Consider the following 19468-nt stretch of genomic DNA (forward strand, 5'->3'; position numbering starts at 1 on the left):
TCAATTCCTTTGTTTCAGACGGTCAAGTTCATAACGGGCGCGCGCCGCTTGCACGCCTGGCTGGGTGGAGACTTCGGGCACGGCCACTTCCCACCAGCAACCACCCTCTTCTGTCGTGCGCGTGTCGTCCGTATTGATGCAGATCAGATACGTGCGCGGTGCGGCGCGGGCGCGCAGCATGGCCTGTTCCAGTTCGGCGATATTGCCAACGTGTTCGGAGAGCGCGCCCAGCGACTGCGCATGCAGGGCAAAGTCGATGGCGGGGGCGCTGTCGGGCAACATATTGTTGAACGAGGCATTGCCACAGGCCTGCTGCAAGCGGTTGATGCAGCCATAGCCCCTGTTGTCGAGCACAACAATAATCAGCTTTTTGTCCAGCATGACGGAAGTGGCGATTTCCGAATTCATCATCAGATAGCTGCCATCGCCCACCATGACGATCACCTCGGCATCCGGCTTGGCCATTTTGACGCCGAGGCCGCCGGCGATTTCATAGCCCATGCACGAATAGCCGTATTCCATGTGGTAGCCGCCCGGTGTTTCCGTGCGCCACAGCTTGTGCAGTTCGGCCGGCAAGGTGCCTGCCGCGCAGACGACGATGTCGCGGGTGGTGGAGTCCTCGGATGAACGCTGCACGGCGCCGATGACTTCGCCGTCATACGGCAAGCCGGCCACTTCCCTTTTCCCGGTGATGGACGCCACCGTCGCGCGCCAGGCATTGCCCGCCTGCTGCGCCCGGTCCAGCCAGTGGCCCGCGCTGTTCCAGCTGCCCAGTAGCCGCGACAGACCCTGCAAGCCAAGCGTCGCATCCGCCTGCAGCCCCATGCCCCGGCGTTTCAAGGCGTCAAAACTGTTGACGTTCAGGCTGAGCAGTTGCGCCTGCGCAAACAGGGAGTTCGAGCCCGTGGTGAAATCCTGCAGGCGCGTGCCGACGGCCAGCACCACGTCCGCATCAAACGCCAGGGCATTCGCCGCAGGCGAACCCGTCACGCCGATGGCGCCCAGTTGCAAAGGATGGTCCCACGGCAAGGCACTCTTGCCGGCTTGGGTTTCCGCCACGGGGATGCCATGCCGCTCGGCAAACGCCTGCAGGGCAGCGCTGGCCTTGCCGTACAGCACGCCGCCACCGGCCACGATCAGCGGCTGTTTCGCATTTTTCAATAGCAGCGCCGCCTCTTCCAGCTCCTGCTCGACGGGCGGCACGGCGCGGAAACGCACGATGCGCGGTTCGAAAAAATCGGCCGGATAGTCATACGCCATCGTTTGCACGTCTTGCGGCAGCGACAAGGTGACGGGACCGCAGGCGGCCGGGTCCGTCAAGGCGGCAATGGCGCGCGGCAGGGCCGTCAGCAATTGCTCCGGATACACGATGCGGTCAAAGTAACGCGACAGTGGCTTGAACGCATCGTTGACCGAGACGCTGCCGTCGCTGGCATCTTCCAGCTGCTGCAGCACCGGGTCCGGCGCCCGCGACACGAAGACGTCGCCCGGCAGCAAGAGCACGGGCAAGCGGTTCACGTGCGCCAGCGCGGCGGCTGTCAGCAAGTTGGTGGCGCCCGGGCCGATGGAACTGGTGACGGCCATCATGCGCCGGCGCATGTGCGCTTTCGCGTAGGCAATGGCCGAGTGCGCCATCGCCTGCTCGTTGTGGGCCCGATACGTGGGGAAGCTGTCGCGGTACTGGTACAGCGCTTCGCCCAGGCCAGCGACATTGCCGTGGCCAAAGATGGCGAAGGCGCCGCCAAACAGGGGCTGACCGTCATCGGTACGCAATACCGACAGATAGCGCACCAGCGCCTGCGCCATGGTCAAACGAATAGTGGCGCTCATGCCGCACGCTCCTGCCGATTGCGCGTGCGTTGCCACAAGCTGATGAGTTGTTCGAAGTTGGCGCGCACGGCGGCGATCAGGCCCGCATCGTCGAGGTCGCCGGCCAGCCAGCGGCGGCTCGGTTCCTGGAAGATGGTGCGCCCCACCATGAAGCCGCGGCAGGTGGTGCTGGCACTGGCTTGCTCAAAACTGGCAGCCAGTTTCTCGATCGGGGCATTCAAGCCCAGCAAGACAACGCCACGGCAATACGGATCGCGCTCGTGCACGAGGGCATCGATGGCTTGCCATTGCTTGGCCGACATGCTTTCCAGCTTCCACCATTCCGGATAGATACCCAGGTTGTACAGGCGTTTGACGGCGCGCAAGACGGTATCGTCACTGTGCGGCAGGGATTCCGACGGGATCACTTCCAACAGCAGTTCGTGACCACTCACTTGCGCCGCGTCATACAGGGCCTTGATCTGCGCTTCCTGCTCCAGCCGGTTTTCCACGGTGTCGTCCGGGTGCAGCTGCACCAGGCATTTGATCACGTGTTCCTTTGGCCAGTTGAGCAGATGCGAACCGATGGAACGGCCCCAGTCGAATTGCAGCGGGTTCGATCCAGGCAATTCCACGGGACGGCCGATCCACCAGCCCCGCCCCGTCGCATCGTTGAGCGCGTCGACACCATAGCGGCCATCGATCAGCACGCCCGTCTTGCCGGCCAGCTGCAAGGCCGTTTCCGTCTGCGCCACGGCTTGCACCATCAGTTGCTTCAGGGCCGAGATACGCGATTCGGCTGCGCCCGTCTGTTGCGCCAGCTCAAAGAACTGCGTGCGGTGGTCGAAGGCAAACACGCATAATTCATCCCATTGCTGGCGCGCTACCGTCGTGCGGTGCAAGCGCGACAAGGTGGCGTCCTGGTCCGGCTGCGTCAGCTTGGCCGCATTGGCCAGAAAATAGTCGAGCTCGACGGGCGACGGCATGGCCGGCGCGCAGCCGTGGCGCGAGACGACCAGGGCGCCGCAACCATTCGCATAGCGGCAGCACGCTTCGTATTCCTCGCCGCGCAACCAGCCTTTCAGGAAGCCGGACAGAAACGCATCGCCTGCGCCCAGCACGTTGAGCACTTCCACGCGCACGCCACGGTAGTTATACGCGTCATCCAAACTGGCCGGCACCACATTGTCGATGACGGCACTGCCCAGCGGGCCCCGCTTGACGACCAGGGTGGCCAGGGTGGCGGCCCGCACGGCGCGCAAGCTGGCCATGATGTCGGCGCCGCCGCCGGCGATCATGAATTCCTCTTCCGTACCGACGATCAAGTCGAATTGCGGCAGGATCGCCTGCAAATGGCTGGTCACGCCGTCGTTCGAAACGAAGCGCGTTTCGCCGTCCGCCTTGCCGGAGAGTCCCCACAGCACGGGCCGGTAATCGATGTCGAGCACGGTGCGCACATTGTTGGCGCGGGCCAGTTTCAATGCTTGCGTGCTGACGGCGTGCATGGCACTGGTAGAAAAATGCGTGCCGGTGATCAGGAGCGCTTTGCTGGAGGCAATGAAGGCCGCATCCACCGACGCCAGGTCGATGGCCATGTCGGCGCAATTTTCCCTGTAGAAGATCAGGGGGAAGGTGTTTTTATCCTTGATGCCCAGCATGACGAGGGCCGTGAGGCGGTCGCGGTCGATGCCCACATGGCTGACGTCGCAGCCCTCTTTCGACAAAGTATCGGTGAGGAAACGGCCCATGTGGTCGTCGCCCACTTTCGACAGCATGGCCGATTTGAGGCCCAGGCGGGCCGTGCCGAAGGCGATGTTCGCCGACGAGCCGCCCAGGTACTTGGCGAAACTGGTCGCGTCTTCCAGGGTGCTGCCGATCTGCTGCGCATACAGGTCCACCGCCAGGCGGCCCAGGCAAATCACGTCGAGCGCGCGGCCCTGGGCAAATTGTGTCGGGTTATTCATGGTTATCCTTAAATCGTGACACCGTCGAGTTCAGCCATCAGCGTTTGCATTTCCGCACCGCCCGCCATCATGTCGAGTACTTCATCCTTGGAAACGGTTTCCTTGGTGTAAGTGCCCAGCGACTTGCCCCGGTTCAAGAGGGTGAACGAGTCGCCCACGGGGTAGGCGTGGTGCACATTATGGGTAATAAAGATCACGGACAAGCCCCGTTCGCGCGCCTTGTAGATCAGTTTCAGCACGTTGAACGACTGCTTCACGCCCAGCGCGGCCGTCGGCTCGTCGAGGATCAGCACGCGCGCGCCGAAGTGGATGGCGCGGGCAATCGCCAGGCACTGGCGTTCGCCGCCCGACATGGTGCCCACGGCCTGGTGCGGATCGCGCACCATGATGCCCATTTCGGCCAGTTTGTCGCGCGCCGTGGTGGCCGCATACTCCATATCCATCACGGGCAGCACGCCGAACATTTTTTTGATCGGCTCGCGGCCCATGAAGAAATTGCGCGCCACCGATAACAAGGGCACCAGCGCCAGGTCCTGGTAGACGGTGGCCACGCCCAGGTCGAGCGCCTCTTTCGGCGAATTGAAGCTGACGGGCTTGCCATCGACCAGGTATTGCCCGCTGGTAGGCCGGTGCACGCCGGCCAGGGTCTTGATCAGGGTCGACTTGCCGGCGCCGTTGTCGCCCAGCAGGCAATGCACTTCGCCCGGTTTCAGGCGCAGGGTGACGTTTTGCAGGGCGATGACGGAGCCGAAACGTTTGCTGATGTTTTCCAGCGCAAGGATGTATTCGCTCATGGCTTATCTCGCTTCCGTGACACGTGCACGGACAAAGTTGTTGAACAGTACCGCGATCAGCAGCATGACGCCGAGGAAGACGCGGAACCAGTCCGAATTGATATTCGTATAAGTAATTCCGATCTGCACCACGCCAAAGATCAGCGCGCCGAAGCAGGCGCCGACAACGGAACCGTAGCCGCCCGTCAGCAAGGCGCCGCCGATGACGGCCGCGATGATGGCTTCGAATTCCTTTTGCATGCCGCGGTCGGCGGCAGCCGATCCCACGTCAAATACTTGCAGCGTGGCAAACAGGCAGGCGCAGAAGGCGGTGAAGACAAACAGCGATACCTTGATGGTTTTCACGGGCACACCCACGTTCTTGGCCGCGTTGGCGTCGCCGCCGACGGCGAAGATCCAGTTGCCGATGCGGGTGCGAGCCAGGACGAAGCCGGACACCAGCGCCAGGCCGGCCCACCAGACGATGACTTTCGGTATGCCCTTGACCAGCGGCGCGCCATTGTCAAGCGCCGTGATCCAGCCCGCCTTGGCCATCCAGGCGAACAGCGAGGTGCCCACTTCACCATGGAACAGGGTCGTGGCCAGCCAGTCGTCGGCGGCCAGCGCGCCGATGCCGCTGACGATGGTGCGGTTGGCAAACATGATGGACAGGGCCAGGGTCAGGCCGCGCAAGATGAACAGGAAGGCCAGGGTGACGATAAACGACGGCAAGCGCGTCTTGATGACCAGGTAGCCGTTGAGCCAGCCCAGCGCCATCGAACCGGCAAAGGCGAACAGGATGGCAGCCCACACGGGCCAGTGGAAATACACGGAAGGGATGGCGATCATCATGCCGGAAAAGCCGATCATGGAGCCGATCGACAGGTCGAATTCGCCGGCGATCATCAGCACGCAGGCGCCGATGGCGATGATGCCCAGGTAGGCGGCCACTTGCGCCCAGTTGATCACGCCGTCGAGGTTGAACATGCCAGAGTCGCCGGCCGTCAGGATGAAGAAGGCGAACACCAGGATGGCGCCCGAGATCGAGGCGAACTCGGGACGGCTGAACAGCCGCTTGAGCCAACTGACCTGCCCCACGCGCTCATCGGCAGCCTGTTTTTGCGGCGGCGTGCCCGAGGCGGCCATGCCGCCCTGTTCCACGCTGAATTTCACGGTACTCATGCTATGTCTCCCTTGTTTATAGCAACCTGCCAGCCTCGACAACAATTTCAGGGCGGCAGGACCCGCGCGCCGGCAAGCTTGGCCTGCGCGCGGGGACAACAACCAAGAACACCTGTCAAAATCTACTGCGCGTCGCGATTTGCGGTCTCCGATGCTCACTGTGCATTCGCACAGTTCCGCTTCTCAACCACAACTCCCATCCGCTCGCTACGGTTTTGTCAGGCGTTGTAAGGTATTGATTGAATTGAAAAGTGGCTGCTTAACGGAACTGGCCGGCGTATTTTTCCACCTTGCCGATATTGTCCTTGGTGACATACCCAGGACCGGAACCGATATGGCGCGGGCCATACGATGGTGCCAGGCCGTATTCGGCCAGGCGCGCCTTGAACTTGGCGTTATTGATCAGCTTTTCACGTACCTTGGCCAGGTCCGTGGTCTTGTCCTGCTTCATGATGGCCAGCACGGCAACGGGGATGTAGCCTTGCAGGTAGGGTTGCTGGTCGATGGCAAACTGGATGCTGCCATCCTTGATCGCTTTCGAGATTTCATCGGACAGGTCGAACGTGGCGAACCACATCTTGCCCTTCAAACCCATTTTCTCCAACGCCTTGAGCGAAGCGTGGGCCGAGGTGGGGCCCAGCGCCAGCACGGCCTGGGTTTTCGGGTTGTTGCGCAGGAAGGCGCTCAGCTTGCTTTCGATGGTGGTCGGGTCTTCGCCCGCGTCCAGGGTGGCGGCCTTGAAGTCGACGCCGATCGCATCGGCAAAACCGCGGCAGCGCTCGAACGACGATGGATTCGTCGCGTAATGGTTGACGCAGACGAAGGACTTGATGCCGGCCGCCTTGGCTTTTTCGCCGGCGCCCTTGCCTGCCTCGTATTCAGGCTGGCCCACATGCATCACGGCGCCCAGCTGTTCGCTTTGCGCCAGGGTGCCCGAGTTGATCGTGATGAAGGGGATTTTCTTCGCCGCCACCAGGCCCAGCGGTTTTTGCAGCACGCTGAAGTCGGCGATGCTGACGATCACGCCATCGTAGTTGCGGGCCGCCGATTGCTCGACCAGGCGCGCCATGTCAGCCAGGTCGCCATTCGGCGGGTTGCGGTAGTCGACGCTGACATTGAAGTCTTCACCTGCTTGCTTGACGGAATTTTTGATCGTATTCCACCAGGAATCGGAATCGGGCGCATGGCTGATCAACACGAATTTCTCGCCCGCCGCGTGGCTGGCGTTCATGCCCAGACCCAGTCCCAGGCCGAGGCCCAGCATGGCCAGGCTCTTCAGAAATCCCTTACGCTTATTGCTTTGCATGAATGTCTCCTTGAAGGATTAATTTTTATAGTTGCCAGCTTTTGAAGCGTGTCAACGGGGAGCCGGAAAGCCGGCAAGACCCGATGCACTGCGCACAGCTTAGGCCACAAAAAAGACAAATGCAATAAAATTTTCAAAATATATTTAAATAGAAAATCATTTCTATTTTCTGAATTCACTCCTATAATTCTCGCCAGAACCAGCCCAAAGGAAACAACATGGCAGCCACCGCCCCCATCGAACAACTGATGCAACACATCGCTGCCGAGTACGACAATCTGTCGCGCCAGTTGAAAGTCATCGCCCAATACATTGAAAAACACCGGGCCAGCCTGATGCTCGAACGCATCAGCGACATCGCCACCGCTTGCGACGTGCAGCCGTCCGCCATCGTGCGTTTCGCGCAGCGCTTCGGCTACACGGGCTTTTCCGAAATGCAGGATGTGTTCCGCCAGGCTTATACGGACCAGGCCGGCGCCACGCCCGATTACCAGCAGCGCATCCGCAAGCTCATTTCCACACGCGACTCTGCCCTCAGCGCAGGCGACCTGACGCGCGAATTCGTCGGCGCCAGCCGTGCCGGCCTGGACGACCTGGCGGCAGGACTCGACGACGCGCAGCTGGAAGCGGCCGTCAATCTGCTGTTAAAAGCAGAAAATATTTATGTGATCGGCGTGCGCCGGTCCTTTCCGATCGCCTCCTACATCGCCTACGCGCTGGAACACACGGACAAGCGTGTGCACCTGATTAGCGGACTGGGCGGCATGCACCGCGAACAGATGCGCAGCGTGCGCGAACGCGATGTGGCGATCGCCATCAGTTTCTCGCCTTACGGCAAGGAAACCCAGCAGTGCATCAAGGCGGCGCAAGACAAGGGCGCCAAGGTCCTGGTGATTACCGACAGCAAACTGGCCCCGCTCGCGCGGGCCGCCGACGCGCTGCTCACCGTCACCGAGGGCAGCGCCTTCGCCTTCCGCTCGCTGACCAGCACCATCTGCCTGTGCCAGGCGCTGTTCATCGCGCTGGCATATAAATTAGAGCTCGACATCGAAGAAATCCACACCCCAGGAGAACATGATGATTGAAGTAGCGTTGTTCGGCGCCGGACGCATCGGCAAAATCCACGCAGCCAACCTGGCTGCCCAACCCGGCGTGCAGTTCAAGTACGTAGTCGACGTCAACCAGGAAGCGGCCGCCGCGCTGGCCGGCTTGCATGGTGGCAGCAGCGCCACGGTGGAAGCGGCGCTGGCCGACCCGGCCGTCAAGGCCGTCGTCATCGCGTCCAGCACGGACACCCACGCGGACCTGATCCTGCGTTCGGCCGCCGCCGGCAAGGCTATCTTTTGCGAAAAACCCGTCGACCTGACACTGGACCGGGCGCGCGCCTGCGCCGCCGCCGTCAAGGAAGCCAAGGTCATGTGCATGCTGGGCTTCCAGCGCCGCTACGACCCCACTTTCAATGCCGTCAAGACACGGATTGAGGCGGGCGAAATCGGCACGCCGGAGTTGCTCATTGTGACCAGCCGCGATCCTGGCCCGCCACCGGTCAGCTACATCAAGGTGTCGGGCGGCATCTTCAAAGATATGCTGATCCACGATTTCGACATCTTCCGCTGGATACTCGACGACGAAGCCGTCAGCGTGCACGCCACAGGCAGCTGCCTCGTCGATCCAGCCATCGGCGAGGCGGGCGATCTGGACACGGCCGTCGTCACCATCCGCACGGCGAAAGGACGTTTGTGCCAGATCAATGCCTCGCGCCGCGCCGCCTACGGCTACGACCAGCGCTTCGAAGTGCTGGGCAGCGCCGGCATGCTGCAGGCGGGCAACCACAAGCCGACGGAGGTGACGGCATATGGCGCCATCAACGTCAGCGTGGACAAGCCGGAAGACTTCTTCCTGGAACGCTATCGCGTGGCGTACGCGCAGGAAATGGCGCACTTCTTTGACGCCCTCAGCCACGGCACGCCGCTGCGCACGACCGTGCACGATGGCTTGAAGGCACTGGAACTGGCCGAAGCGGCGACCCTGTCCTGGCGCGAACAGCGCGTGGTCACTTTATAAACCAATAATAAAAATATCTGGAGACAGCATGTCATCCCCAACATTAAAAGTCGGCATCGTCGGCCTGGGCCGGCTGGGCCAGCGCCACGCCATCAACCTGGCGCAGCGCGTGCCCAATGCGCAAGTGGTCGCCGCCTGCAGCCCCGTGCCAGCCGAACTGGACTGGGCGGCCAGCACACTGGGCATCACCACCGGCTATGCCGACTACGACGCCTTGCTGGCCCATCCGGGCCTGGACGCCGTGTTTCTCGTCACGCCCACCTCGCTGCATGCGGACCAGATCATCGCCGCCCTGCGCGCAGGCAAGCATGTATTTTGCGAAAAGCCGCTGTCGCTGGACCTGGCCGATTGCCTGAAGGTGGAAGCGGAAGCGGCGCGCCACCCGCAGCTGACCATCATGATCGGCTTCGTGCGGCGTTTCGACGCCAGCTACCATGACGCGCAGCAAAAGATCGCCCAGGGTGTCATCGGCAAGCCGTATCTGGTGCGTTCGCAAACCTGTGACCAGAACGACCCGAGCGGCGCCTTCATGCGCTTCGCCCCCACCAGCGGCGGCATCTTCCTCGACTGCAGCGTGCACGACATCGACCTGGCGCGCTGGCTGCTGGGCAATCCCGTGCCCAAGCGCGTGTATGCGAGCGGCACCAACGCCATCCACACGGGCTTGCAGGCGTTCGGCGACGTCGACAACGGCCTGGCAACAGTCGAGTTTAGCGATGGCAGCATGGCCAGCTTCATGGCCTCGCGCACCATGGCGCATGGCCATGAAACCCTGACGGAAGTGTTCGGCACGGGCGGCCGCCTGGCCGTGGGCAGCAATCCGCGCCTGAACCGGGTGGAAATCTCGGATGCGCATGGCGTGCGCAATGAATGCACGCCGGACTTCTATGCACGCTTCGCCGACGCTTTTTTGATCGAGGCGCAGGAGTTTACGGATGCGGCACTGGGCCGGCGCACGCTGTCACTGACCTTGCACGATGCGACGGAAGCGACGCGCATCGGCCTGGCCATGACGCAAGCGATGCGCGAGGCAAGGCCCGTCGAGTTTTAAGCCACAGGCAGGGACTCAGGCAGCCGGCGCAGGAAATGGACTTTCGGGCTGTTTGGGTTCCACGGCCAGGCGCAAGCCCATGGCGTCGAGGATGGCCGTCAAGGTGCTCAAGGACGGATTACCATCGGGCGACAAGGTGCGGTACAGCTGGGTAGGATTGAGCTTGGCCGCCTGCGCCACGGCAGGCACGCCGCCAAAGGCGCGCGTCAGCTGGCGCAGCACGGCCAGCAGTTCGCCGTGATCGCCATCGACGAGGATATTGTTGATCAATTCAAGGGCGAAGGCGGGATCGTCGCGGTACAGCTCAGCCATCGCGGCGTCATGCGAGCGGTCTCTCGGTGGTTTGCTTAGTTCCTCTTTCATGTCCTCTCTCCTTCCAGTCGTGCCAGCAGGCACAGGCGTACTCGATATCTTTCGGTTGGGTGCGCTTGTCGCCTCCGCACAGCAATAAAATGATCTGTTCCCCGGCAATGGCGTAGTAAATACGGTAGCCTGCACCCACATCGATGCGCAATTCCCACACGCCGTCGTGGCAAAACTTGTGATCGCCAAAATTTCCGGGAATCATACGCAGTACGCGCCGCACGATGGCCACCCTGGCCGTATTGTCGCGCTGGCGTTTCAGCCATTCCGTATATAAATCCCTGCCCGATGACGTCAGATAGTGCCGGATCTCATACATCATATTCGTCCATAAACGAAGAAAGATCAAGGAGAAAATCACGCAAGTTCGAAAAAAAGAAGACCACGCCATCTTGCGACCAAACCGCGTGACGCAGGTGCCGAATACCGGGATCACTGATGTATATCAAGATACGTTTCCCCAGTTACTGTAGAGAAATCATGTGGCGCGTACACGCCTCACATGCATCCGATTGCGCTATACAATAAACGCTGTCCAACCGTGAAAAACCCTGCCGCCATGACGCACAACGACAGCAACTCCCCTTCCCTCGCCCACGTGGCCGAACGCTACGTCAAGCTAGTCCTGGCCATGGGCCGGCACGACGCATCGTATGTGGATGCGTACTACGGCCCGCCCGCCTGGCAGCAGCAAGCGGTCGAACAGCCACAGAGTTTGAGCGATATCCAGGATGGCGCAAACGCGGCGCTGGCCCTGCTGGCGGGCCAACATTGCCTGCGCGCCGTCAACCTGCGCAAGCAGTTGCAAGCCGTACTGGCCAAGGCCGACATGCTGCAGGGATCACGCCTCGATTTCGATACGGAAAGCGCGCGCCTGTACGATGCCGTCTCGCCCCACCACAGCCGCGCATGGTACGAGGCACTGGTGGCGGAAATCGACGCCTTGCTGCCCGGCGAGGGCACAGTCAGCGACAGGGTCAACGCCTTTCGTGCGCAACTCGTCATTCCCGCCGACAAGCTGCGCGCCGTCATGCAGGCGGCCATCCGCGCGGGCCGCGAACGCACCCTGCCGTACATCGCCCTGCCGGAAGGCGAAGATTTCGTGCTGGAATTCGTCAGCGACAAGCCATGGAGCGGCTACAACTGGTACAAGGGCAACTACCAGAGCGTGATCCAGATCAATACGGACTTGCCCGTGTATATCGATCGCGCCGTCGACCTCGGTTGCCACGAAGCGTATCCGGGCCACCACGTCTACAACGTGCTGCTCGAGCGCGACCTGGTGCGCGGCAAGGGCTGGATGGAGTACTGTATTTATCCGCTGTATTCGCCCCAATCGCTGATCGCCGAAGGCACGGCCAATTACGGCATCGAACTGAGTTTTACGGATGCGGAACGACTGAATTTCGAGCAGCAGGTGCTGTACCCGCTGGCTGGCCTGGACCCGGCGCTGGCGCCCCGCTATGCGCAACTCAATGCGCTGCTGGCCAAACTCGGCTACGCCGACAACGACATCGCGCGCCAGTACCTCGAAGGCAGCATCACGCGCGAAGAAGCGCTGGAATGGCTGGTCAATGTGCGCCTGTATCCGGCCGAGAAATCGGCGCAGCGCCTGCAGTTCTACGATGCCATGGGTGCTTATGTCATCAACTACAACCTGGGCCAGGACATGGCGAAAGCCTATGTCGAACGCCAGGGCAGTACGCGCGCCGAGCACTGGGCCGCCTTCCGCGATTTGATGTCCTCGCCGCGCGTGCCCAGCGCGCTGCTGGCATGAGGCGCGCACAGGAGAGTCGCATGCACACCACGCACACTGCCAGCGCCCTGCTGCTGGCCCTGTTCTTCAGCCATGCGGCATGGGCCAAAGATGCCGCCGTCGCCACCGCACCGCCACTCAACGCGCGCCAGCAGGCCTTGATCAATACCGTGGTGGGCAGCGCCGCCCATCCGCGCATCCTGCAGGTGCGCCTCGATGAACTGCGTCCGACCCAGCCCGCGATCGGCTACGACCAGGTGTACTACAAACTGGGACGCTATGCGGCCGAAGAAAAACACATCGCCGACATCGCCAGGCCGAAGAAATTCGCCGACCTGTGCGAGGCCAATGGCCAGGGCGATGTCTTGCCCAACACGGCCAATGTGCCTGGTGCCAGCCTGGCCGCGCCACCGGCCGGCTACCGCTGCAAGGCGGCCGTGGGCAGCCGCCCGGCCGACATGAAGAGCGTCGTCATCGGCCCGCGCGGCGTCGTGTACCTGACCGATGGCCACCACACGTTTTCCACCTTTTGGGAGGCCGATGGCGGGCGCAATCATCAATTGAAGGTGTGGGTCAAGGTCAGCGACAATTTCAGCGCGCTGGGCGAAGCGGCGTTCTGGACGCGCATGCGCGCAGAAAACAAGGTATGGCTGAAGAACGGCCGCAACCAGGCCATCACGCCGCAGCAGCTGCCACCCGCCATCGGCCTGGCGGCGCTGGGCGACGACCCGTACCGCTCGCTCGTCTACTTTACGCGCGAGATCGGCTACCAGCCGCCCGCCCAGGCCACGGAATTTCTCGAATTTTACTGGGCCGGCTGGCTGCGCGACAAACCGGCGCTGGACCTGGCGCGCATCGACCTGCTTGATCGCGCCGCGTATGCCGGCGTCATCCTGCAAGCGGCGCAGGCCATGGTGGCGCTGCGGCCCGATGACATCGTCAGCGGCGGCAAGCGCGCCGCTGACCTGGGCGCACTGGACAAGGTCGAGCGCGAAACGCTGGACGAATTGACGCAGAACAAAGGCAAGCTGGGCTACGCCATCGCATACAGAAAATCGCTGGTGCAGTAATCGCGCCGGCGCAAACAACAACGGCCCGCCTGTCAGCTGACAGGCGGGCCGTTATCTATGGCAGGTGTGCCGCTTACGCGATGCGTTCGCCATTGGCCGGATCAAACATGGCCGCTTTCGACAGATTGAACGACAACTGCATGGTCTGCCCCGGCAGCACGGCTTCGCGCGGGTGCGTGCGGCACGTCACGGCCGCGCCGTTCAGGCGCGTCGTCAGCAGGGTATCCGGACCGGTCGGCTCAACCAGGTCGATCAGACAACCGAGTTCCTGGCCCACGTCGCCGTGCGCGCTGCTCATGTCCGTGATCTGTTCCGGACGCACGCCCAGGACCACCTCGCGGCCCGCGTAGGCGCGCAGCTTGTCGGCGTCGAAAGGCAAGGCCAGGCGCATGCTCTTGCCCGCGTTGTCGATGGCGACAAATACCTCGTTACCCTCGATGACAGGCTTGACGGTAATGAAATTCATCGATGGCGAGCCGATGAAGCCGGCCACGAACAGATTCGCCGGATTGTCGTAGATCTCCTGCGGCGTGCCCAGTTGCTGCACTACCCCATCCTTCATGACGGCGATCAGGTCACCCATGGTCATCGCTTCGATCTGGTCATGCGTGACGTAGACGATGGTCGCTTTCAGGCGCTGGTGCAGCAGCTTGATCTCGGCGCGCATTTCCACGCGCAGCTTGGCGTCCAGGTTCGACAGCGGTTCGTCGAACAGGAACAGCGAAGGTTTGCGCGAAATGGCGCGGCCCATGGCCACGCGCTGGCGCTGGCCACCCGACAGCTGCGCCGGACGGCGGTCCAGCAAGTGCGTGATCTGCAGCGTTTCGGCGACGCGGGCGACGATTTCTTCCTGCTCCGCCTTTGGCACCTTTTTCACGTTCAGGCCAAACGCGATGTTTTCGCGCACCGTCATCGACGGATACAGCGCATACGACTGGAACACCATGGCGATGTCGCGGTCCTTCGGCGGCAGGTCGTTGACGACCTTGCCGTCGATGAGGATCTCGCCCGAGGTGACGCTTTCCAGGCCGGCCACCATATTGAGCAAGGTCGATTTGCCGGAGCCGGAGCCGCCGACGAGGATCAGGAACTGGCCATCCTTGATCTCGATGTCGATGCCTTTCAGGACTTCGACGCCATTCGTGTACACCTTGCGGATACCGCGTATCGATAAACTGGACATATTATTTCCTTAACCTTTGACTGCGCCTGCGGTCAGACCGCGCACAAAATATCGGCCTGCGACCAGATAGACCAGCAGGGTAGGCAGCGCGGCAATTACCGCGGCCGCCATGTTGACGTTGTATTCCTTCACGCCCGTGGACGTGTTGACCAGATTGTTCAAGCCCACCGTGATCGGTTGCGAATCGCCGCTGGCGAAGACGATGCCGAACAGGAAGTCGTTCCAGATCTGCGTGAACTGCCAGATGATGCAGACGACGAAAATCGGACCCGAAATCGGCAGCACGATCTTGCGGAAGATCAGGAAGAAGCCGGCGCCATCGATGCGCGCCGCCTTGATCAGTTCTTCCGGCACGCCGATGTAGTAGTTACGGAAGAACAGGGTCGTGAACGCCGTGCCGTACACCACGTGCACGAAGACCAGGCCCGTGGTGGTGTTGGCCAGGCCGAATTCGCCCAGCAAACGCGCCATCGGCAAGATCACTACCTGGAACGGAATGAAGCAGCCCACCAGCAAGGCGGCGAACAGCATTTCCGAACCACGGAAGCGCCAGTGCGCGAACACGTAGCCGTTGAAGGCGCCCAGGAAGGTCGAGATCAGCACGGCGGGTATCACCATCTTGATCGAGTTCCAGAAGAACGGCTGCATGCCGTCGCAAGTGACGCCGGTGCAGGCCGAAGACCAGGCCTTGGACCAGGAATCGAATTGCCATACGTGCGGCAAGGCCAGCAGGTTGCCGCTGCGGATTTCATCGAGCGACTTGAACGACGTCGACAGGGTCACGTACAGGGGCACGATGTAGTACACCGCGAACAGAATCAGCAGCAGGTACAACACCACCCGTCCCAGAGTGAGTTTGTTGTTACGTGTAGGAGTGTGTGTCATCTCATCGCCTTTGCGCTGCGCGTTTCCAGGTACATCAGCGGCACGAGAACGGCCACGATGGTGGCCAGCATCATCATTGCCGATGCCGAGCCCAGGCCCAGCTGGCCGCGGGTGAAGGAAAACTGGTACATGAAGATGGCCGGCACGGACGACGAGTTGCCAGGTCCGCCAGCCGTCAGTGCGATGACCAGGTCGAAGCTCTTGATGGCGATATGCGCCAGGATCAGCAGCACGCTGAAGAACACGGGCCGCATGGCGGGAATCACGATGCGCCAGTAGATCGTCGGCAGCGAGGCGCCGTCGACTTGCGCCGCCTTGATGATTTCATCATCGATGCCGCGCAGGCCGGCCAGGAACAAAGCCATGACGAAGCCCGACGATTGCCACACGCCGGCGATCACCACCGTGTAGATGGCCATGTCGGAGTTCACCAGCCAGTCGAAGGTGAACGAGGTCCAGCCCCAGTCGTGCATGACCTTTTCCAGGCCCAGGCTGGGATTGAGCATCCATTTCCAGGCCGTGCCGGTGACGATGAAGGACAGCGCCATCGGATACAGGTAGATGGCGCGCAGCGCGCCTTCGGCGCGGATTTTCTGGTCCAGCAGGATCGCCAGGAACAGGCCGATGGCGATGCTGCAACCGATGAACAGGACACCGAAGATGCCGAGGTTCTTGAGCGAGGTCCACCAGCGCTCATTGTCGAACAGCTCGACGTATTGCACCAGGCCGGCGAACTCGTAGTTCGGCATCAGCCGCGATTCGGTCAGCGACAGCCAACCGGTCAAAAAGATAAAACCATAGACGAATAGCAGACTGGCGATGAGCGTGGGGCCCAGCACCATCTGCGGTATCCATCGGTCGAATTGCTTGCGTATGGACATAGGAGAGCCGTAGAGAGAACTGCGTGTGGCGCCGGCCTGGATGAACACCAGGGCGGGCGCCTGCGATGCATGCGATGCAGCGGGCGCCGGCGGGAGTGCCGGCGCCGGCGTGATTACTTCACTTTTGCCGCTTTGGCCAAGGCTGCAACCGCGTCTTTCGAGCTCATGTTGGTATTCATGAACTTGGCGATGACGTCGGTGACGGCGCCTTGCGTGGCCGATGGCAGCGCCATGCCGTGCGCGAACGATGGCACCAGGCCGCCGGTCTTGTTGGTGGCGTCCATGTCTTCCATCGATTTCAGGGCGCAAGCGTCAAACTTGTCCTTCGATACGCCGGAACGCACGGGGATGGAACCCTTGTTCAGGTTGAAGATCGACTGGAACTTCGGATTCATGATGGCGTTGGCCAGGGCGATCTGCCCTTTCTTCGCATTCGCATCCTTTTGCGTGAACATGGCAAACGAATCGATGTTGAAGGTGTAAGCCTTGTCCGTGCCAGGCGCTGCCACGCACAGGTAGTCCTTGCCCGGCACCTTGCCGGCGGCCGTGAACTCGCCCTTGGCCCAGTCACCCATGAACTGGAAGCCGGCCTTGTTGTTGATGACCATGGCGGTAGCCAGGTTCCAGTCGCGGCCGGCCGCATCCTTGTCGATGTAGGTCTTCACCTTGCCCAGGGTGTCGAACACCTTGAGCATGGTCGGGCCGGTCAATTCCTTCTGGTCCAGCTTGAGGATGGCCTTTTTGTAGAATTCCGTGCCGCCCACGCCCAGCGCGACCGATTCAAACACGGTGGCGTCCTGCCAAGGCTGGCCGCCGTGGGCAATCGCGATGCCGCCCGATTTCTTGATTTTCTCGGCCGCGTCGAAGAACGCATCCCAGGTGGTCGGGGTGGTGGCCACGCCGGCTTTTTTCAGCACTTCCGGATTGACCCACATCCAGTTGACGCGGTGGACGTTGACGGGAGCGGCAACGTAGTGACCTTTGTATTTCATGATGTCGGCGACGACTTTCGGCAGCACGGCATCCCATTTGCCTGGAACGGCGGCATCATCGATGTTGGCCAGCACGCCTTCGGCGCCCCACTCCTGGATCGATGGACCCTTGATCTGGGCGGCCGTTGGCGGGTTGCCGGAAATGACGCGGGTTTTCAGCGCGGTCGCGGCGTTTTCGCCAGCGCCACCAGCCACGGCGAAGTCTTTCCAGCCGAAGCCGCTTTCTTTCACGATTTGCTGCAACTGGCCCACGGACTTCGCTTCGCCGCCGGAGGTCCAGTAGTGCAACACTTCCACGTCGGTCGCAAAGGCGCTGCCGGCAAATGCCAGGGTGGTCAGTGCGGCCAGTTGGGTAATCTTGAATTTCAGTTTCATCTCCACATTCCTTTTTTGATCAAGCTTTTAGGGGGCTTCGGCATACGGGGGCCGAAAAAGGTGAAATCTGCGCCTGTACCGGCGCTCTTGTGCTCAGACCCGCTTGCAAACGGGCATCATCTTCAGTGAAAAGACGGCGCCGTGATCCATGACATGCTTACATCGTATTTATATCACGGGACGGCGCCAAAAACGCATCCGCGAAGGATGCGCCAGGTTGATCTGCACTTACAAACATCAACACTGAACAAAACCGTTTTGTTCGGTGTTTAGAACCAGGTTTCGACTTGGAAGCCGTACGACGTGCCGCTGGTATTGTTGTTGTAGATCGGGCCGCCGTTGTTCGACGCATTGACCGAGGCGGTGGCCGCATCGTTCCATTTGCCGTAGGTAACAAAAGCGCGCAGTTCAGGACGCGACCACAGGCCAGGACCGGCCGAGATCGTCGGCGCGATGGTCAGCTTGGTCAGGCGCTTGGCCGGTTGGCCGCCCGATTGCGTCACTCTGTCCGTGCCCAGTTCGCCCACCAGCTTGAAGTTGTCGGTGAATGCATACACAGGACGCACGCCGACCGAGGTCCAGGTCGAGGAACCTTTGGCGTTCGACTCGTCTTTTTGCCACAGAGCGACGAATTCCATGCCGAAATTGGCCATCGGCTGGATCGCCATGTCATTGAAGATGCGCGTGCGTTTCACGTCCGAACCGAAATTGGTGTCGCCCGACGCGCCGAACTGCGCGCCATTGCCGGTGCCAGGACCGACGCCGTACTGCACGCCAAAGGTGTTGCCGCCGCCGAACACTTTACCTTGACGGTGGAAGGCCGACAGTTGCCAGCCGTTATTGCGCTTGCCCAGAATGGCGTCATCCTTGCCTTCGCCGATGATGTAGGTCGCGGCCAGGTCCAGGGTGCCGTTTTCATTGACGGGAATTTCGCCGTAGATGAAGTTCTGGCGCACGGCAGACTTGGTACCCAGGTAGGCATTCGGTACGCCGCTGCGCGAACCTTTGTCGTCATCGCGCTGGACGATGTCGTTGTCCTTGAAGAAGGCGTAGGAGAATTTGCCCGGACCGGCAGGAATGCGGTCCAGGCCGGCGCCCGTGCCGTTCATGTTGATGTATTGCAGATCCAGCATGTGGATGTCAGGACGGTAGTAGAAGCGTTTACCGACCCAGGCCGTGCCGCCGTTCAGGAAATCGAGTCCCTGCGCTTCGACGTAGGCCTTGACGATGCCCAGTTTGTTGTCGCCGAAATCGGAGTTTGGCGCGTAGGCGTTGACCCAGATGGTGGCCAGGTAGTTCACGCCGCCGGACTTGGCGACGGACTTGGTGTAGCCGAATTCCGTGTAGGCGTCGCACTCATTGCCCAGACGGTATTTCATGGTATTGCCACCCAGGCCGAAGCAGCCTTGCGAACCGCCGTCGCCCGACGTATTGCTGCCGGCGCCGGCGCGCAGGTAGCCGTGGAAGCCTTCGGCGTCGGATGGATACATTGGATCGGCGACAGCGGAACCGCTGGCGATGGCTAAGACGATGGCAGCTGGCAGCGTTTTCAACACGGCCTTCAACATGGTGCGATGCAGCATGGTAAGTCTCCTCAGTAGTTATTTTTTATCTAGTCATTCGTGGCCGAATGTACTGGCCAGAATTCTTTCCAGCAGGGACATAGTAACTATACTACGAACAAATATCAACATATTATGTTGTAATCCTACGACTACTCTGCGACACTTTATTTGCGTACTGATGTGCGAGTTGACTGCCCTGTTTTTCCGCTGGCGCCAGCGTTTCTGGCGCTGCATGCAGGCATTTGCGCA

At 61.3% G+C, this 19468-nt stretch carries 17 protein-coding genes; 5 read left to right on the forward strand and 12 right to left on the reverse strand.

Annotation, left to right across the window (positions count from 1 at the left end; all coding sequences use genetic code 11):
* From iolD to CLU93_RS00895, 5 genes are all read right to left on the reverse strand, one after another.
* Entirely contained in the window at nucleotides 1–1830 is a 1830-nt protein-coding gene (gene iolD / locus CLU93_RS00875; RefSeq protein ID WP_099759612.1) for a 3D-(3,5/4)-trihydroxycyclohexane-1,2-dione acylhydrolase (decyclizing), read from the reverse strand.
* On the reverse strand, nucleotides 1827–3773 hold the full coding sequence (locus tag CLU93_RS00880; RefSeq protein WP_099759613.1) for a bifunctional 5-dehydro-2-deoxygluconokinase/5-dehydro-2-deoxyphosphogluconate aldolase: 1947 nt from the start codon (nucleotides 3771–3773) through the stop codon (nucleotides 1827–1829). Before CLU93_RS00880 ends, iolD begins: the two co-directional genes overlap by 4 nt.
* Nucleotides 3774–3781: 8 nt before the next feature.
* Nucleotides 3782–4567 (reverse strand): ATP-binding cassette domain-containing protein, encoded by a 786-nt coding sequence (locus CLU93_RS00885; protein WP_099759614.1) that lies wholly within the window; start codon nucleotides 4565–4567, stop codon nucleotides 3782–3784.
* A gap of 3 nt (nucleotides 4568–4570) precedes the next feature.
* Entirely contained in the window at nucleotides 4571–5692 is a 1122-nt protein-coding gene (locus CLU93_RS00890) for an ABC transporter permease (protein ID WP_099764169.1), read from the reverse strand.
* A 295-nt stretch (nucleotides 5693–5987) separates the two neighbouring features.
* On the reverse strand, nucleotides 5988–6992 hold the full coding sequence (locus tag CLU93_RS00895) for a sugar ABC transporter substrate-binding protein (RefSeq protein ID WP_096238433.1): 1005 nt from the start codon (nucleotides 6990–6992) through the stop codon (nucleotides 5988–5990).
* Between the two features lie 260 nt (nucleotides 6993–7252).
* On the opposite strand from CLU93_RS00895, the gene CLU93_RS00900 reads away from it, so the two are divergent.
* From CLU93_RS00900 to CLU93_RS00910, 3 genes are read left to right on the forward strand one after another with little or no spacing between them, the layout of a single operon-like run.
* Nucleotides 7253–8119, forward strand: coding sequence for a MurR/RpiR family transcriptional regulator (locus CLU93_RS00900; RefSeq protein ID WP_099759615.1), 867 nt, complete (start codon nucleotides 7253–7255; stop codon nucleotides 8117–8119).
* The gene (iolG, locus tag CLU93_RS00905; protein WP_099759616.1) at nucleotides 8112–9098 is read left to right on the forward strand and encodes an inositol 2-dehydrogenase; all 987 of its coding nucleotides are present in this window, start codon (nucleotides 8112–8114) and stop codon (nucleotides 9096–9098) included. The genes CLU93_RS00900 and iolG overlap by 8 nt, the downstream gene beginning before the upstream one ends.
* Before the next feature lie 28 nt (nucleotides 9099–9126).
* The gene (locus CLU93_RS00910; protein WP_099759617.1) at nucleotides 9127–10149 is read left to right on the forward strand and encodes a Gfo/Idh/MocA family oxidoreductase; all 1023 of its coding nucleotides are present in this window, start codon (nucleotides 9127–9129) and stop codon (nucleotides 10147–10149) included.
* 15 nt (nucleotides 10150–10164) lie between these two features.
* On the opposite strand, the gene CLU93_RS00915 is transcribed toward CLU93_RS00910, so the two are convergent.
* A complete protein-coding gene (locus tag CLU93_RS00915) occupies nucleotides 10165–10512 on the reverse strand; it encodes a helix-turn-helix domain-containing transcriptional regulator (RefSeq protein WP_099759618.1) in 348 nt (115 codons plus the stop codon).
* Nucleotides 10469–10834 (reverse strand): type II toxin-antitoxin system RelE/ParE family toxin, encoded by a 366-nt coding sequence (locus tag CLU93_RS00920; protein WP_441326501.1) that lies wholly within the window; start codon nucleotides 10832–10834, stop codon nucleotides 10469–10471. Before CLU93_RS00920 ends, CLU93_RS00915 begins: the two co-directional genes overlap by 44 nt.
* A 219-nt stretch (nucleotides 10835–11053) precedes the next feature.
* Here CLU93_RS00920 and CLU93_RS00925 point away from each other — a divergent pair, with 219 nt between their 5' ends.
* Both CLU93_RS00925 and CLU93_RS00930 read left to right on the forward strand, forming a co-directional pair.
* A complete protein-coding gene (locus CLU93_RS00925) occupies nucleotides 11054–12289 on the forward strand; it encodes a hypothetical protein (protein WP_180287774.1) in 1236 nt (411 codons plus the stop codon).
* A gap of 20 nt (nucleotides 12290–12309) precedes the next feature.
* Nucleotides 12310–13338: a ParB/Srx family N-terminal domain-containing protein gene (locus CLU93_RS00930; protein ID WP_099759619.1), complete on the forward strand. Its 1029-nt coding sequence runs from the start codon at nucleotides 12310–12312 to the stop codon at nucleotides 13336–13338.
* 73 nt (nucleotides 13339–13411) lie between these two features.
* On the opposite strand, the gene CLU93_RS00935 is transcribed toward CLU93_RS00930, so the two are convergent.
* The 5 genes from CLU93_RS00935 to CLU93_RS00955 form a co-directional block, all read right to left on the reverse strand.
* The gene (locus tag CLU93_RS00935; RefSeq protein WP_096234991.1) at nucleotides 13412–14521 is read right to left on the reverse strand and encodes an ABC transporter ATP-binding protein; all 1110 of its coding nucleotides are present in this window, start codon (nucleotides 14519–14521) and stop codon (nucleotides 13412–13414) included.
* A gap of 9 nt (nucleotides 14522–14530) precedes the next feature.
* Nucleotides 14531–15406 carry a carbohydrate ABC transporter permease gene (locus tag CLU93_RS00940; RefSeq protein WP_071077886.1) on the reverse strand — a complete coding sequence of 292 codons (876 nt, stop codon included), beginning with the start codon at nucleotides 15404–15406 and terminating at the stop codon, nucleotides 14531–14533.
* Nucleotides 15403–16287 (reverse strand): carbohydrate ABC transporter permease, encoded by an 885-nt coding sequence (locus CLU93_RS00945; protein WP_071077887.1) that lies wholly within the window; start codon nucleotides 16285–16287, stop codon nucleotides 15403–15405. The genes CLU93_RS00940 and CLU93_RS00945 overlap by 4 nt, the downstream gene beginning before the upstream one ends.
* 113 nt (nucleotides 16288–16400) lie before the next feature.
* Nucleotides 16401–17654: an ABC transporter substrate-binding protein gene (locus CLU93_RS00950; RefSeq protein ID WP_099759620.1), complete on the reverse strand. Its 1254-nt coding sequence runs from the start codon at nucleotides 17652–17654 to the stop codon at nucleotides 16401–16403.
* Nucleotides 17655–17923: 269 nt separating this feature from the next.
* Nucleotides 17924–19237 carry a maltoporin gene (locus CLU93_RS00955; protein WP_099759621.1) on the reverse strand — a complete coding sequence of 438 codons (1314 nt, stop codon included), beginning with the start codon at nucleotides 19235–19237 and terminating at the stop codon, nucleotides 17924–17926.
* Nucleotides 19238–19468: the final 231 nt, after the last annotated feature.

The organism is Janthinobacterium sp. 35 (genome assembly GCF_002754575.1).
Classification (GTDB): domain Bacteria; phylum Pseudomonadota; class Gammaproteobacteria; order Burkholderiales; family Burkholderiaceae_D; genus Janthinobacterium; species Janthinobacterium tructae.